13 protein-coding genes are annotated in these 13550 nt (G+C 73.1%); 6 read left to right on the top strand and 7 right to left on the bottom strand.

Annotated features, from left to right (window positions below; translation table 11 throughout):
• The 4 genes from IE249_RS38275 to IE249_RS23515 form a co-directional block, all read right to left on the bottom strand.
• On the bottom strand, positions 1-467 hold a 467-nt coding region (locus IE249_RS38275), incomplete at its 3' end, for a cytochrome d ubiquinol oxidase subunit II (RefSeq protein WP_229859101.1).
• Entirely contained in the window at positions 464-1948 is a 1485-nt protein-coding gene (locus IE249_RS23525) for a cytochrome ubiquinol oxidase subunit I (RefSeq protein WP_189707572.1), read from the bottom strand. The genes IE249_RS23525 and IE249_RS38275, both read right to left, overlap by 4 nt.
• Before the next feature lie 43 nt (positions 1949-1991).
• A complete protein-coding gene (locus IE249_RS23520) occupies positions 1992-2786 on the bottom strand; it encodes an SDR family oxidoreductase (RefSeq protein WP_189707642.1) in 795 nt (264 codons plus the stop codon).
• A 277-nt stretch (positions 2787-3063) separates the two neighbouring features.
• Complete coding sequence (locus IE249_RS23515) at positions 3064-4506, bottom strand: chloride channel protein (protein ID WP_189707570.1); 1443 nt, start codon at positions 4504-4506, stop codon at positions 3064-3066.
• A gap of 200 nt (positions 4507-4706) precedes the next feature.
• Between IE249_RS23515 and IE249_RS23510 the strand changes: the two genes are divergently transcribed.
• The 3 genes from IE249_RS23510 to IE249_RS23500 all read left to right on the top strand — a co-directional run bounded on the left by IE249_RS23510 (position 4707) and on the right by IE249_RS23500 (position 9198).
• Positions 4707-7061, top strand: coding sequence for a GH92 family glycosyl hydrolase (locus IE249_RS23510; RefSeq protein ID WP_189707567.1), 2355 nt, complete (start codon positions 4707-4709; stop codon positions 7059-7061).
• A 113-nt stretch (positions 7062-7174) separates the two neighbouring features.
• Positions 7175-7813: an ArsR/SmtB family transcription factor gene (locus tag IE249_RS23505; RefSeq protein WP_189707565.1), complete on the top strand. Its 639-nt coding sequence runs from the start codon at positions 7175-7177 to the stop codon at positions 7811-7813.
• 56 nt (positions 7814-7869) lie between these two features.
• The gene (locus IE249_RS23500) at positions 7870-9198 is read left to right on the top strand and encodes an MFS transporter (RefSeq protein WP_189707563.1); all 1329 of its coding nucleotides are present in this window, start codon (positions 7870-7872) and stop codon (positions 9196-9198) included.
• Positions 9199-9227: 29 nt separating this feature from the next.
• On the opposite strand, the gene IE249_RS23495 is transcribed toward IE249_RS23500, so the two are convergent.
• Both IE249_RS23495 and IE249_RS23490 read right to left on the bottom strand, forming a co-directional pair.
• Positions 9228-9614 carry a nuclear transport factor 2 family protein gene (locus IE249_RS23495; RefSeq protein WP_189707562.1) on the bottom strand — a complete coding sequence of 129 codons (387 nt, stop codon included), beginning with the start codon at positions 9612-9614 and terminating at the stop codon, positions 9228-9230.
• A gap of 29 nt (positions 9615-9643) precedes the next feature.
• Positions 9644-10495 (bottom strand): DMT family transporter, encoded by an 852-nt coding sequence (locus IE249_RS23490; protein ID WP_189707560.1) that lies wholly within the window; start codon positions 10493-10495, stop codon positions 9644-9646.
• Positions 10496-10579: 84 nt separating this feature from the next.
• On the opposite strand from IE249_RS23490, the gene IE249_RS23485 reads away from it, so the two are divergent.
• Entirely contained in the window at positions 10580-11476 is an 897-nt protein-coding gene (locus IE249_RS23485; protein ID WP_189707558.1) for a YhjD/YihY/BrkB family envelope integrity protein, read from the top strand.
• A 19-nt stretch (positions 11477-11495) separates the two neighbouring features.
• On the opposite strand, the gene IE249_RS23480 is transcribed toward IE249_RS23485, so the two are convergent.
• Positions 11496-12272, bottom strand: a complete 777-nt coding sequence (locus IE249_RS23480) for a polysaccharide lyase family 7 protein (RefSeq protein WP_189707556.1) — start codon at positions 12270-12272, stop codon at positions 11496-11498.
• Positions 12273-12477: 205 nt separating this feature from the next.
• On the opposite strand from IE249_RS23480, the gene IE249_RS23475 reads away from it, so the two are divergent.
• Together IE249_RS23475 and IE249_RS23470 are read left to right on the top strand one after the other, a co-directional pair.
• Positions 12478-12633: a DUF6131 family protein gene (locus tag IE249_RS23475; protein ID WP_189707554.1), complete on the top strand. Its 156-nt coding sequence runs from the start codon at positions 12478-12480 to the stop codon at positions 12631-12633.
• A 158-nt stretch (positions 12634-12791) separates the two neighbouring features.
• Positions 12792-13445 carry an acetate uptake transporter gene (locus IE249_RS23470; RefSeq protein WP_189707552.1) on the top strand — a complete coding sequence of 218 codons (654 nt, stop codon included), beginning with the start codon at positions 12792-12794 and terminating at the stop codon, positions 13443-13445.
• The last annotated feature ends 105 nt before the right edge of the window (positions 13446-13550 follow it).

Genomic DNA, 13550 nt, shown 5'->3' with positions numbered 1-13550 from the left:
GCCCAGGCGTCCGCCGACGCCCCGGTGCCCGCCGCGGCCCGGCCGGAGGCCACTCCCCCGGCCGCCGCGCCGAGGAAGAACGGCGTCAGCAGGGAGGAGACGGCGAACATCGCGCCGTACAGCCGGCGTCCGGCCAGTCGCCGTACGGGCTTGCGCAGCGCGAAGCCCGCGCCGCGCAGCACGATGCCCACGGCGGCCAGCGCCAGCGGCAGCCACATGGCGGTGAACACCCGCTGGAACAGCACCGGGAAGCCGGTCCACATGATGACCAGCACGAAGATCAGCCAGACGTTGTTGACCTCCCACACGGGGGCCATCGCGTGGTCGATCAGCTCGCGGGGCCGTTGGCCGCGCCGGGCCCCGCCCGCGGTCAGGTCCCAGAAGCCGGCTCCGTAGTCGGCGCCGCCGGCGCAGGCGTAGGCGGTGACGGCGAGCAGCAGCACCGCGGCGATGACCCCGGCGATCACGCGCGGCCCCCGGTGGGCGGGCCGGCGCCGTCACCGCCGGGGCCGGGCGGCTGCCCCGCGCCGGCCGCCGGGCGCGGCCCGTAGGGCGCGTAGGTCTCGGGTGTGTGTCCGGCGGGCGGTCTTCGGCCCGACTCGTCGGCGAGCCGCCAGCGGGCGCGCATGTGCAGCAGTACGGCGAGGAAGGACGCGAAGACGACCGCGTACACCGTGACGACCACGGCGAGCATGGTCCACACCCCGGCCGCGCCGGTCGGGGTGACGGCGTCGGCGACGCGCATGTTCCAGTAGACGATCCACGGCTGGCGCCCCACCTCGGTGGTGATCCAGCCGCATTCGACGGCGGCCACGGAGGCGAGCCCGGCCAGGGCGGCGCAGCGGAAGAACCACGGTGAGGCGGGCAGCCTGCGGTGGCGCAGCCATACGAGGGCGTACCACAGGACGAGCAGCACCAGCACGGAGCCGATGCCGACCATGATGTCGAACGCCCAGTGGGCGATGGTGGCCTCTGCGGCCGTCGGCCGGTCGCTCGCGGACACGGAGGTCAGCCCCGTCACCTTGGTGTCGGCGCGGAACCCCGCGAGGATGGAGTCGAGTTGGGGGATGCGGATGCCACCCGTGACGGTGCCGTCCGGGTGCAGCCGCCCGAAGAGGTATTCGGGCACGTGCGTGTCGGTCTTCCAGACGATCTCCATCGCCGAGAACTTCACCGGCTGCTTGTGGAAGACCTGCCGGGCGATGGAGTCGCCGAGCACGAACTGCACCGGGGTGAACACGGCGGCGAGCGTGAAGGGCACGGTGAAGCCGAGCCGGTGGTAGCGGTCGCGCCGGCCGCGCAGCCAGCCGGTGGCGTAGACGCCGGCCACGACGTACCCGGCGGTCACCAGCATCGCCACCACGAAGTGCCAGTACTGCGGCCCGAACATGGGCGTGAAGACCGCCTGCCGGACGTTCACGTCGACGGGGTTGCCGGCGGAGTCTAGGGTGAAGCCCTGGGGGGTGTTCATCCAGGAGTTGGCGGCGAGGATGCCGAAGGCGCCCAGCAGCGCGGCGGCGGGCAGCGGCAGCGCGAGCAGGAAGTGGGCGCGGGCGGGGAGTCTGCGCCAGCCGTACAGGTAGATCGCGATGAGCACGGCCTCCAGGAAGAACGCCCAGGCCTCGACGCCGAACCCGATGCCGAAGACGTCTCCCCAGCGGCCCATCATGCCCGGCCACAGCAGCCCGAACTCGAAGGACAGCACGGTGCCGGTGACGACGCCGATCGCGAACTGCACCGCCATGACCGCCGACCAGCGCCGGGCGAGCAGCAGCGCGGTCGCGTCGCCGCGGCGCAGGCCGTAGCCGTGCATGATGAGCGTGATCAGCGGCATCGCCACGCCCAGGGGTACCAGGACGATGTGCGAGCCGAGGGTGAAGGCCATCAGCGATCTGGCCGGCAGCATCTGCGCCGGCACATCCGCCTGGAGCAGGACCGCGAGGTGCATGGGCGCGTGTTCCCCCTTCGGGCGCGGCGCGGTTGGGGGGAAGTCAGCCTCCGGTGGCGAAGCCGGGGAAGAGGGTCATCCCGCCGTCGACGAAGAGGGTGGTGCCCACGACGTAGTCCATGAGGTCGGAGGCGAGGGCGACGGCCGCGTGGGCGATGTCCTCGGGGTCGCCGACACGTTCGTAGGGGATCAGCCGCAGGAGGTCCTTCTCGGCGTCGGGCGTCTGCCAGGCGTCGCGGTTGATGGGGGTCCTGATGGCGCCGGGGGCGATCGCGTTGACCCGGATCTTCTTCGGGGCGAGTTCCTGGGCCAGCGTCTCCATCATCATCTGCACGCCGCCCTTGGACGCCGCGTAGTTGACGTGGCCGGCCCAGGGGATGACCTGGTGCACCGAACTCATGCAGATGATCTTGCCGGCGGCGCGGGAGACCTCGGGCACGACGCCGCGGCGCATGAATTCCTTGGCCGCCTCCCGGGCGCACAGGAACTGCCCGGTGAGGTTGACGTCCAGGACCTTCTGCCACTGGGCGAGGGTCATCTCGGTGAAGGGGGCGTCCCGTTGCAGGCCGGCGTTGGCGACCAGGATGTCGAGGGTGCCGAACTCCTGGACCGTGCGCTGCATCATGGCGGCGACCTGGCCCTCGTCGGACACGTCCGCCTCGTGCGCCACCGCCCGTACGCCGAAGGAGGCGATCTCCTCGACCACCGCCTCGGCGTCCTCGCGGCCGGCCACGTAGTTGACGACCACGTCGGCCCCGGCCTTGCCCAGGGCGATCGCGGTGGCCTTGCCGATGCCCGAATTCGCGCCGGTGACCAGCGCCTTCTGCCCCTTGAGCAGGTGCTCGGGGACCACTGCCCGAGGTGCGTCCTGGCTGGAACCCACGATGACCGTCTCCTCCGCTGCGTGAACCGGCCGGCCGGGCTCCGGCCGGAAGCCTCATGCGCCACCTCATCACCCCGCCGGTGCGGCGGCACGCCGGAGCGGCCCCGGTTCGGCCGCCCGGCTGACGCCTTCGCCCGGCCGGACGCACGGCAGGCGCCGGGCAGGCGCCCGCGACGCCGGGTGCCCGCGACCACGGCCGCCATGCCATGGGCACGTCGAACTGGAGTCGCCGCTACATGGGACCGCCTCCGCCGGCCCGGCCGGCGCCCGCGGCGGGTGGGGCGGCTCCCGCGGCGGGTGGGGCGGACGGCGGGGGCGCGGCCGCTTCGCCGGCCGGGGGCACCGCGCGGCCGGGCGGCAGGAGTTCGACCGTGACGAAGCCGACCACGGCGGCGAGGATCACGACGGGGATCATCGCGCCGCTGCCGAGCAGCAGCACGACCAGCAGCACGCTGCTGACCGGCAGCCGCAGCGCGGCGGCCGAGGACGCGGCCATGCCCGCCGCCATGCCGGGCACGACGCCGAGGCCCGGCAGCGGAGCGATGAGGACACCGACCGCGGCGCCCAGGAAGAGCGAGGGGAACACCGGGCCGCCTCGCAGGCTGCCCAGACACAGCGCGTAGGCCGCCGACTTGCACAGCAGCACGGCGACCAGGGCGCCCACGCCCCAGGCGTACGGCTGCTGGGCCAGCCCGGCCAGCGTGGCCTGGCCGGAGGACGCGACGTCCGCGGGCGACCGGCCGACGGCGAGGGCGTAGACGGCGGCGCACACACCGGCGCACAGGGCGCACAACGCCGTACGGAGGACCGGTCCACGCGCGACGAACACCGCGGTCAGGCGTCCGGCGGACAGCACGGTGTGGACGACGACGGCGATACCGACGGCCATCAGCACGGACCAGAACACGTCCCCGGCGTCCAGCCGGGGGAACGGCACACCGGGCTTCATCGACAGGTTCCCCGTGGCGAGACCGGTCCAGCGGCCGAACCCGGTGAAGACCAGCGAGCCGACGCCGCTGGACAGCAGCGCGGGCAGCATGACGGCGAAGAGCTGCGGCCCGCCGACCCCCGCGACCTCGATCAGGATCACCGCGCCGACCAGTGGGTTGCCGAAGATGGCGGACAGGGCCGCGGCGGACCCGGCCGCGCCGAGGAGTGCCGAGCCCTGCGGCGTCGCCGGCGCCCGGGCCAGGTCGCGGAAGAGCAGCGCCAGGCCGCCGCCGAGCGCGATCAGCGGGGCCTCGGGGCCGAGCGTCGCCCCGAGGGGAAGGCTCGCGACCGCGGCGAGGATCACTCCCGGCAGCGCGGCCGAGGTCGCCTCCGGGGCGTGCAGTCCGGACGCGGGGACATGGCCGCCCGCGCCCGGCAGCCACCGCGCGACGACGCCGACGACGAGGCCGCCGAACAGCAGCAGCGGCAGCGGCCACCACCACGGGGGCGTGTTCCAGCCGAGGCCGGCGGGCAGCTCGGCCCACAGCAGGTGCTCCAGCTCGTGGATCCCGGCGAGGAAGAAGAAGGCGGCCAGGGAGACCGGGATACCGATGAGCGCGGAGAACAGCAGCGCCTTCAGGTAGGCGGGCTGTCTCAGCAACTCCCGCAGCCGGTCGGCCTCCTCGGGCTGCGTACCGGCGGAAGGCGCGGCCGGCGGCGCCGGGCCCTGGACCGCTCCTCCCATGCTCACTCATCTCCCCTCCGGGCCGGCCGTGCCGCCATTGCAGCACCCGCGCCACGACCTCGCACCGCGACCTCACACCGCGACCTCGCACCGCGACCGAGGGCCCTCGCGCACGGACTCTTGACGAGTACACGCAGAGGCCGAAGAATGAGCGCGCTCTTTGACAACGTTGTCCAAGCTTCGGGGAGGGGCTGGCGCCCATGAGATGGACTCGACGGATACGTGGCGGCCTGGGCGTGGTGGTGGCGGCGGGCGCGCTTCTCGGCGGCGCCCTGGCCGCACCCTCGGCACAGGCGGCCGCCGGCGGCGCGGATCCGGCGGCCGCCGTCCGTGGCGGCCGACTCACCGATCTGGTGAACCCGTTCATCGGCACCGAGAACGAGGGCAACACCTACCCCGGTGCGGCCGTGCCCTTCGGGATGGTGCAGTTCTCCCCCGACACCGGCCACAACACCGGCTACGACCACTCCCAGAACCGCATCCGGGGCTTCTCGCTCGTCCATCTCTCCGGCGTCGGCTGCGGCCTCGGCGGCGACCTGCCCGTCCTGCCCACCACGGGTGACGTCACGGAGACCGACTACGCGAAGTACGCGGCCGAGTTCGGCCACGACACCGAGCAGGCGAGCCCCGGTTACTACAAGGCCGACCTCAAGAGCGGCATCGAGGCCGAGCTGACCGCGACCGCGCGCACCGGCGTGCAGCGCTACACCTTCCCCGCCACCGACAAGGCCAACGTCCTGCTGAACGCGGGCCAGTCACTGCACCGGACGATCTCGACCGAGGTGGAGATCCTCGACAACCGCACGGTGCGCACCGCGATCACCGGCAGCGGCTTCTGCCAGGACACCAAGCCCTACACGGTCTACACGATCACCCGCTTCGACCGCCCGTTCACCGCCTACGGCACCTGGGACGGCTCCACTGTCACCGGCGGCGCCAGGACCGGACGAGACGGCGCCTACGTCCGCTTCGACACCACCAAGGACCGTACCGTCGAGGCGACCACGGCCCTGTCGTACGTCGACGCCCGTGGCGCGGCCCTCAACCTCCGCGCGGAGGGCGGGCGTTCCTTCGACAAGGTGCGCGCGGCGGCACAGCGCGCCTGGGAGGACCGGCTGGACGACGTCCGGGTGCGGGGCGGCGACGACACCCTGCGCCGGACCTTCTACTCGTCCCTGTACCGGTCGTTCCTCGCACCCAACATCGGCGGCGACGTGGACGGCCGCTACACCGGGTGGGACCAGAAGGTGCACCGGGCCCGGGGCTTCACGTACTACCAGAACTGGTCCCTGTGGGACACCTACCGCACCCAGACCCAGTTGCTGTCGCTGCTCGCGCCGCGCGAGGCACGGGACATGGCCATCTCCGTCATCAGGATCGACGAGGAGAGCGGCTGGCTGCCCAAGTGGGGCTACGGCACGGTCGAGACGAACATCATGACGGGCGACCCGGTCACCCCCTTCCTGACCAACGCCTATCAGCAGGGGCTGCTCAAGGGCTGGGAGGAGCGCGCCTACCGCGCCCTGAGGAAGAACGCCGACGGGGTGCCGCCGGCCGGCTCGCCCGCCGTGGGCCGCGAGGCCAACAAGGAGTACATCGCGGGCGGTTTCGCCCCGTACGTCAAGGGCCGCCCGCACGCCAAGCCCGGCGACTCCGACTACGACCACGGCGCGTCCGCGACGCTCGAGTACGCCCTGTCCGACGCGATGCTCGCCGAGATGGCGCGCGGGCTCGGCCACGACGCCGACGCGGCGCGCTACGCCGCCCGGGCCCAGAACTACCGGAAGATCTTCGACCCCGCCACGGGCTTCTTCCGCGCACGCGACGCCTCCGGCGCCTTCACCGGCCCCGCCGACCCGGCGCGGAGCGAGGGGTTCCACGAGGGAACGTCCTGGCAGTACCAGTGGCTGGTGCCGCAGGACCTGCCGGGCGTGATCGGCCTGATCGGCGGGAAGCAGGCGGCCAACGACCGGCTGGACTCCTTCTTCGCCTACGACCGGCTCGTGAAGGACCCGGCGAAGACGGCCCGCGAGGTGTGGGTGAACGGCCCCTACGACTACTACAACGCGGACAAGTACAACCCGCAGAACGAGCCCGACCTCATCGCCCCGTACACCTACCTGTCGACCGGGCAGCCCTGGAAGACCACCGACGTGGTGCACGCGGCGCTGACCCTGTTCACCGACACCCCGACCGGCATGACCGGCAACGACGACCTCGGCACCATGTCCGCCTGGAACGTGCTGTCGTCGATCGGCGTCTTCCCGGTCCAGCCCGGCTACGCCACCTGGGGCCTGTCCACGCCCGTCTTCGAACGGGTCGACCTCACCCTCGACCGGCGCTACTACCCGCACGGCTCGCTCACGATCAAGGCCCCCGGGACCTCGGACACCCGCCGCTACGTCCAGTCGGCCCGCGTCGACGGTTCCTCCTACGGGCGCACGTATCTGACGACCGGGGACCTGCGCCACGCCCGCTCGCTGTCCTTCACGCTCGGCACCGAGCCCTCCGCGTGGGGCACGGGCGCGGAGGCGGGGCCGCCGGCGCTGAACTGACCCGGCCGCCCCAGGGGCCCGGACCCCGGTCACACGTTGCAAAGGGTTCTTCGCGAAGAAATCTTTGCGAAGAACCCTTTGCAAACATCTCTCCGCGGTTTACGCTGCTCGGTATGACTGATCCCGAGGAGCGGACCGCGGACCCGGCGCCGGGCACGGACGCGGTCGTGCTGGACGCCAAGGGCCTGCGCGCCCTGGCCCACCCCGTCCGCGTGCAACTGGTCGGACTGCTGCGCAAGTACGGCCCCTCGACGGCCACCCGCCTCGCCGAGCGGCTGGGCGTCAACTCCGGGACTGCCAGCTACCATCTGCGCCAGCTCGGCGCGGCCGGCTTCGTCGAGGAGGACACCGGACGGGGCAACGCGCGCGAGCGCTGGTGGCGTTCGGTGCACCTGTCGACGGAGTTCGACGACCCCGAACTGGCCGAGCGGGAGCCCGAGGCCACGCTGGCCTATCTGCAGTCCGTCGCCGCCGCCTACACCCTGCGCACCCAGCGGGCCCTGAACGAACTGCAGACCATGCCCCGGGCGTGGCGTGACACCTTCGACATGAGCGACTGGGCACTGCGCCTGACCCCCGAGGAAGCCGCCGCGCTGCGGCGGGAGTTGAGGGACGTGGTCGCCCGCTATCGCAGGGACGTGCCGGAGGAGGCGGCGACGGCGCCCGCGGGCGCGGCACGACTCGCCGTGATCAGCCATCTCCTGCCCGAACTGGACGCGCCCGCGCCGGACACACCGACGGATACGCCGTGACGGGGGCCGTCCCTTCCGGCGGGCGCCCCGGGCGGGCGGCGGACGGCGGGCGGTCCATGCGGCCGCTGTACGGCGTGCTGGCGGCGATGGCCGTGTCCCTGACGGGCACCCGGGTCTCCGCCGTCGCGCTGCCGTGGTTCGTGCTCGTCACCACCGGCAGCGCCACGCAGACCGGGCTGGTGGCCTTCTGCGAGATGACGCCGTATGTGCTGGTCAAGGCGTTCACCGGGCCGGTGGTGGACCGGATCGGGCCGCGGGCCGTGTCCTGGACCACCGATCTGGCCAGCGCGGCGGCGGCCGCCGCGGTGCCGCTGTGCCACGCCCTGCATGTGCTGTCCCTGCCGCTGTTGCTGGTGCTGGTCGCGCTGATCGGCGCGGCGCGCGGTCCGGGCGACCTGGCCAAGGAGGTCATGGTCCCCGAGGCGGCCGAGCGCGGCCGGGTGCCGCTGGAGCGGGCCACCGGACTGTCGGGCGTGACCGAGCGGCTGGCCTCCACGGTCGGTCCGGCGGCCGGCGGCTCCCTGGTGGCGCTGCTCGGCCCACTGCCGGGACTCGTCGTCAACGCGGGTTGTTTCGCCCTCGGTTCGCTGATCATCGGCCTGACGCTGCCGCGCGGCATGGGACACGCGGCCGAGGAGCCGACGGTGCGGGAGGACGCGGGCAGCGCGGCCGGCGAAGGCGGCGGCGTGGGCTACTGGCGGCGGTTCGGCGAGGGGTTCACGTTCCTGCGCGGCGAGCCGCTGCTGCTCACCGTGATCGTCATGGTGGGCGTCACCAATCTGCTGGACGCCGCCTTCACCACGGTGCTCATGCCGGTGTGGGCCAAGGAGTCCGGCAACGGGCCGGCCGCGCTGGGCCTGATGGGCAGCGCCGCGGGGGCCGCCGCGGTGTGCGGCAGCCTGGTCGCCGCGCTGACCGGGCACCGGCTGCCGCGCCGGCTGGTGTTCTTCTCCGGCTTCCTGCTGGCCGGGGCGCCGAGGTTCCTGGTGCTGGCCGCGGGCGCGCCGATGTGGGCGGTGCTGACGGTGTTCGCGATCGGCGGGTTCGGCGGGGGCTTCCTCAACCCGGTGCTGGGCGCGGTCCTCTTCGAGCGGGTGCCGCGCCGGATGCTGGGCCGGGTCAACGCGCTCGGCGACTCGCTCGCCTGGGCCGGCATCCCGCTCGGCGGGCTGATCGCCGGGGCTGCGGTGGCCTCCCTGGGCCTCGTGCCGGTGCTGCTGGTGGGCGGGGTGGCGTACTTCCTCACCACGAACCTGACCGGGCTGCGTCCGGAGTGGCGCGAGATGGACGCCGCGCGCGGGCGGACGGTCCCCGGCCCGCGCGCGGAGCGCGAGCCGGGGATCGGGGCGGCCGCCGCCGCGCGGCCCGGTTCCGCAGGCTCCTGACCGGCCCCGGGCCGGGAGCGGCGCAGGGACTACGGCCGGCCGGGCGGGACCGGGGTGGCCTGGTGGTAGTACATGCGCCAGTCCCCCGTGTCGCCGCTTCTGCGCCACAGCGAGCTGCGGCGGACGCGCCGGCCGCCGAGCGCCGTCTCGTAGGTGAGGTGCACCAGCCCGGGCGCCAGCACCGCTCCGCTCATGTGCGACGGCTCGTGGCGCGGTCCCCGGCCGGTCGCGCCGGCCAGGTCCGGCAGCGCGGCGAGCATCTCGTCGTACGTCCACCGCCGTCCCGAGGCGCCGACCTCCACGAACTCCGGGTCCAGCAGGACCGTCGCCCGCTCCCGGGAGGCCCGCACGGCGGGGTCCATGAGCCGCAGCTCCGCCGCGACGGCAGCGTTAACCTGCTCGGTCTCGTCACTCATCCCCCCATCCTGGCGCAAGGACGGGGGGTTCAGGACTCGGTCTCCTGCCGGGCCAGGGCGAGCACGCCCGCGACGACCAGGGCGATGCCGCAGAGCGCAGGCAGCAGCCACCAGCCGGCGCGTACGTGCTCCTCGTAGACGAGCACGCCGAGCAGGAAGCTCACCACGGCGTCGCCCAGGGTGAGCGCGGGCTGCGAGGCGATCAACGGGCCTCCCTGGAGGGCGTGTTCGAGGAGCAGCATGGCGCACACCCCGCTCGCCCCGAAGGCGTAGGTCTGCCAGGAGGTGAGGAACGCCCCGAGGCCGGCGTCGGTGAGGATGTGCACGGCCGTCTTCATCAGGCCGGCCGTCAGCGCGAAGCAGACGGCGGTCGCGGAGCCGAGGGCGGCGGCGCGGAACCTGCCGGGCGGCCGGCGCAGCCCCGTCGCGGTCAGCACGACGACGGCGCCCGCGCAGGCGGCCAGGACGGGGAGCCAGCGGTCGATGGACACGTGGGTGCGGTTGCCGGTGGGCGCGGCGGACAGCAGGGCGATGGCCAGTCCCGCGACGACCACGACGAGCCGCAGCACCAGCGCGCCCGAGGGCCGGTGGCGCCGCAGCAGCGCGGCGAGCACCAGGGCGAGCGGCAGTTCGAGGACGAACAGGGGCTGCACGAGGGACAGCGGTCCGGTCGCCAGCGCCACCGCCTGCCACACACCGGCGGCGATCACCGTGAGTATCCCGGCCAGCCACACGGGCCGGCGCAGCAGGTCGAGGATCAGCCCCGGCCGGAAGCCGCGGGACTGCGGCACGGTCAGCGCGGCCCGGCGCTGCAGGACGGTGGCGAGGGCGTTGCTGAAGGCGGCCAGGAGCGCGAACAGCACCGGCAGGACGATCCCCATGCCCACATCCTTCGCGGAACCGGCCGCTCCGGCGTGCCGCGACGCGCCCTCTCCCCCACTGTTGGTGGCAGGAAAGGAGCAGTCATGCCGAGCAGCGGAGGGGACGCGTCGCGGTGGCGCGCGCGGTACTCCCGGCTGGTGTCCTCCGCGCGGGCCGCCCATGCGCGGGCCGAGACGCGGTTCCCGGTGATCACCCATCTCGCGGACCGCATGGTGTCGGTGAACATCTTCGACTCCGCCACCCGGCTGGCGGCGCAGTGCTTCCTGACGGCGGTTCCGCTGCTGTTCGTCGTCACCGCCTACGCGCCCGCGGCCGTACAGCGTCAGATGGCCAGCTCACTGCGATCGGTGTTCGGGCTGACCGGGGCGGCCTCCGAGCAGCTCCAGCAGGTCCTCCAGCCGGTGTCCGACGACCTGCGGCAGGCCACCGGAGTGGTCGGCGGGCTGATGGTGCTGCTGTCGGCGACCGCGGTCAGCCGGGCCGTGCAGCGCCTGTGCAAGCGCGCCTGGGAGATCCCGCGCGCGGGCACCAGGGTCGCTCCCTGGCGGTGGCTGGCCTGGCTGCTGCTGTGGCTCGCGGCCCTGGTCGTGCAGGGGCCCCTGCACAACGGGTTCGGAGTGGGTGTCTGGCTCGGCGTGCCGCTGCTGCTGGTGACGCAGACGCTGCTGTGGTGGTGGACCCAGCACCTGCTGCTGGGCGGGCTGGTGCGCTGGAAGCCCCTGCTGCCGGGCTCCGTGCTCACCGCCCTGGTGCTCACCGCGCTGTCGGTGACGGCGCGGCTCTACATGCCGCGGGCACTCAACCGCACCCTCGCCGAGTACGGCTCCGTGGGGTCGGTGTTCGTGCTGCTGTCCTGGCTGATCGTGGTGTGCGTGGCGGCCACGGTGGCGCTGAGCGCGGGCGCGGTCGCCGCCCAGGAGCCGTTCCTGGCCGGCCGGCTGGGCAGCCCCGCTCCCCTGCGCGAGCGCGGTCCGGGGTGAGCCGCGCCCGCGCGGCGGGTCAGCCGTGGGAGACGTTCAGCCCGTAGAACGCGACCCGGGCTCCCTTGGTGGTGCTGTCCGAGGAGGACTGGTTGTAGGAGCCGGCCTTGAAGTACTGCTTGTACTGCTTGAAGGACGAGGGGATGGAGTAGTGGGTGGTGCCGCCGTTGACGGTCAGGTCGATGGTGTCGCCGCCGGAGACCGCGATGGTGTAGCTCCACGTCTTGCCGACCGGCACATGGCCGACCGGGTGCGGGGTCTGGCCGCCGGAGGGCGAGTTCTCGGTGCCGAGGACGATGTCCCCGTTCGCGTGGTAGTAGAGCTCCAGGAGCGGCTTGGTCGAGGAGCCGCCGGTGCCGAGGTGTATCTGCCCCACGCACACGTTGGACGTCACGGACACCACGCGCAGGGTGGCGCTCAGCCGATGCGAGCCGCCGAGCGCCCAGTTGGCGGGGCTGCCGTCGCGGTTGGTCTCGCGGAGCTCGGAGCGGGCGTAGTGCGAGTTGGGGGTGGTGACGCCCTTCTCGGGGGCCCAGAAGGTCATCGCCCCGTCGCGGGCGTCGGTGTAGAAGTAGGCGTCCTGGTAGCCGTGGGCTCCCTGCAGCCGGGACGAGGGGATGGTGGTCGGGGAGCCGGGTGAGCCGACGGGCTCCTGGAGCTGCCAGGTCGACAGGTCGAAGTTGCCGCCGGGCGCGACCTTCGGATCGGCAGCGCCGGCGCTGCCGGTGCCGAGGACCGCGAGGGCGCCGGCGAGGCCCGCGACGGTCGCCGTCGCGAGCAGCTGGGAACGGGTCATGTGGGGGGGGCCACCCTTCGATGGAGAGTTCACGTGAGTGAACGCGGTGCGCATGTATGGATGACGAGCTGACCCGTGAACCTAAAGGTCTGAACCAAAGGCGTCAAGGGGTGGGGAGGGACGGCGGGGACGGATGCACGCAGGGGCGCTGTCCGGCCCGTTTGGGTGCACAGTGGAAGGAGCACTACCGCAACGGGAGGCGGCCATGATCGTCCTCGGTGTCATCCTGCTCATCGTCGGTTTCGTCACCGGCATCTCCATCCTGTGGACCATCGGCATCATCCTCGCCGTGGTCGGCGCCGTCCTGTGGATCCTCGGCTCCATGGGGCACGCGGTGGCCGGACACCGCCACTACTGGTGATCCACGGGCCCGCCCTCGGCCGGCCGCGACCGTCGTCCGCCCCCGCGCACAGCCCGCACCCCAACTGCCGTACGGCCACGGCCGGGCGACGACTGCCGGCGGTGCACGGGGGTACCCGGACAGACACAGGCTGACCTTCGGTCGAAGGGATTCCGGTCATGACTGAGGACAAGAGCAGCCCCGTACCCGGTGAGGCGCGCACGGCGGACGTGCGCCCGGCGCCCCAGGCGGACCCGGCGCCCCTGGGCCTGGCGGGCTTCGCGCTCACCACCCTGCTGCTGTCCATCATCAACACCAACCTGCTCAAGGAGACCGGCGCGATCGTGCCCGTGCTGGGCCTGGCGGCGTTCTACGGCGGGATCGCGCAGTTCGTCGCGGGGCTGTTCGAGTTCCGGCGCGGCAACACCTTCGGCGCGACCGCGTTCGCCTCCTACGGCGCCTTCTGGATGAGCTACTGGTGGATCGTGACGCACGTGGCCACCGCCGGCGACGTGCACAACGCCATCGGGCTGTACCTGCTCGGCTGGGGCATCTTCACCGCGTACATGGGCGTGGCCGCGCTGCGCACCACCCTCGCCGTGCTGGGCGTGTTCGTCCTGCTGACGATCACCTACATCCTGCTGGCCATAGGTGAGTTCCAGGGCGGGGCGCCGCCGCACATCTGGACCGAGGTCGGCGGCTGGTTCGGCATCGCCACCGGGCTCGTCGCCTGGTACGCCTCCGCGGCCGCCGTGATCAACGACTCGCACGCGCGGACCGTGCTGCCCACGGGCCCACGCGGCCCCGAGCGGACGCGGGCCGTCCGCGGCTGAGACACCACGCGGCCGCACCGCACACGGCGGCGGACACCGCGCCGGACGCCGCCTCGGACATCGCACCGCACACAGCCCCGGTATCCGGGCCGGACGACAGGAGGC

Source organism: Streptomyces anandii JCM 4720 (assembly GCF_014650655.1).
In the GTDB taxonomy this organism is placed as follows: domain Bacteria; phylum Actinomycetota; class Actinomycetes; order Streptomycetales; family Streptomycetaceae; genus Streptomyces; species Streptomyces anandii.
This window is presented reverse-complemented; position numbering and strand designations above follow the sequence as displayed.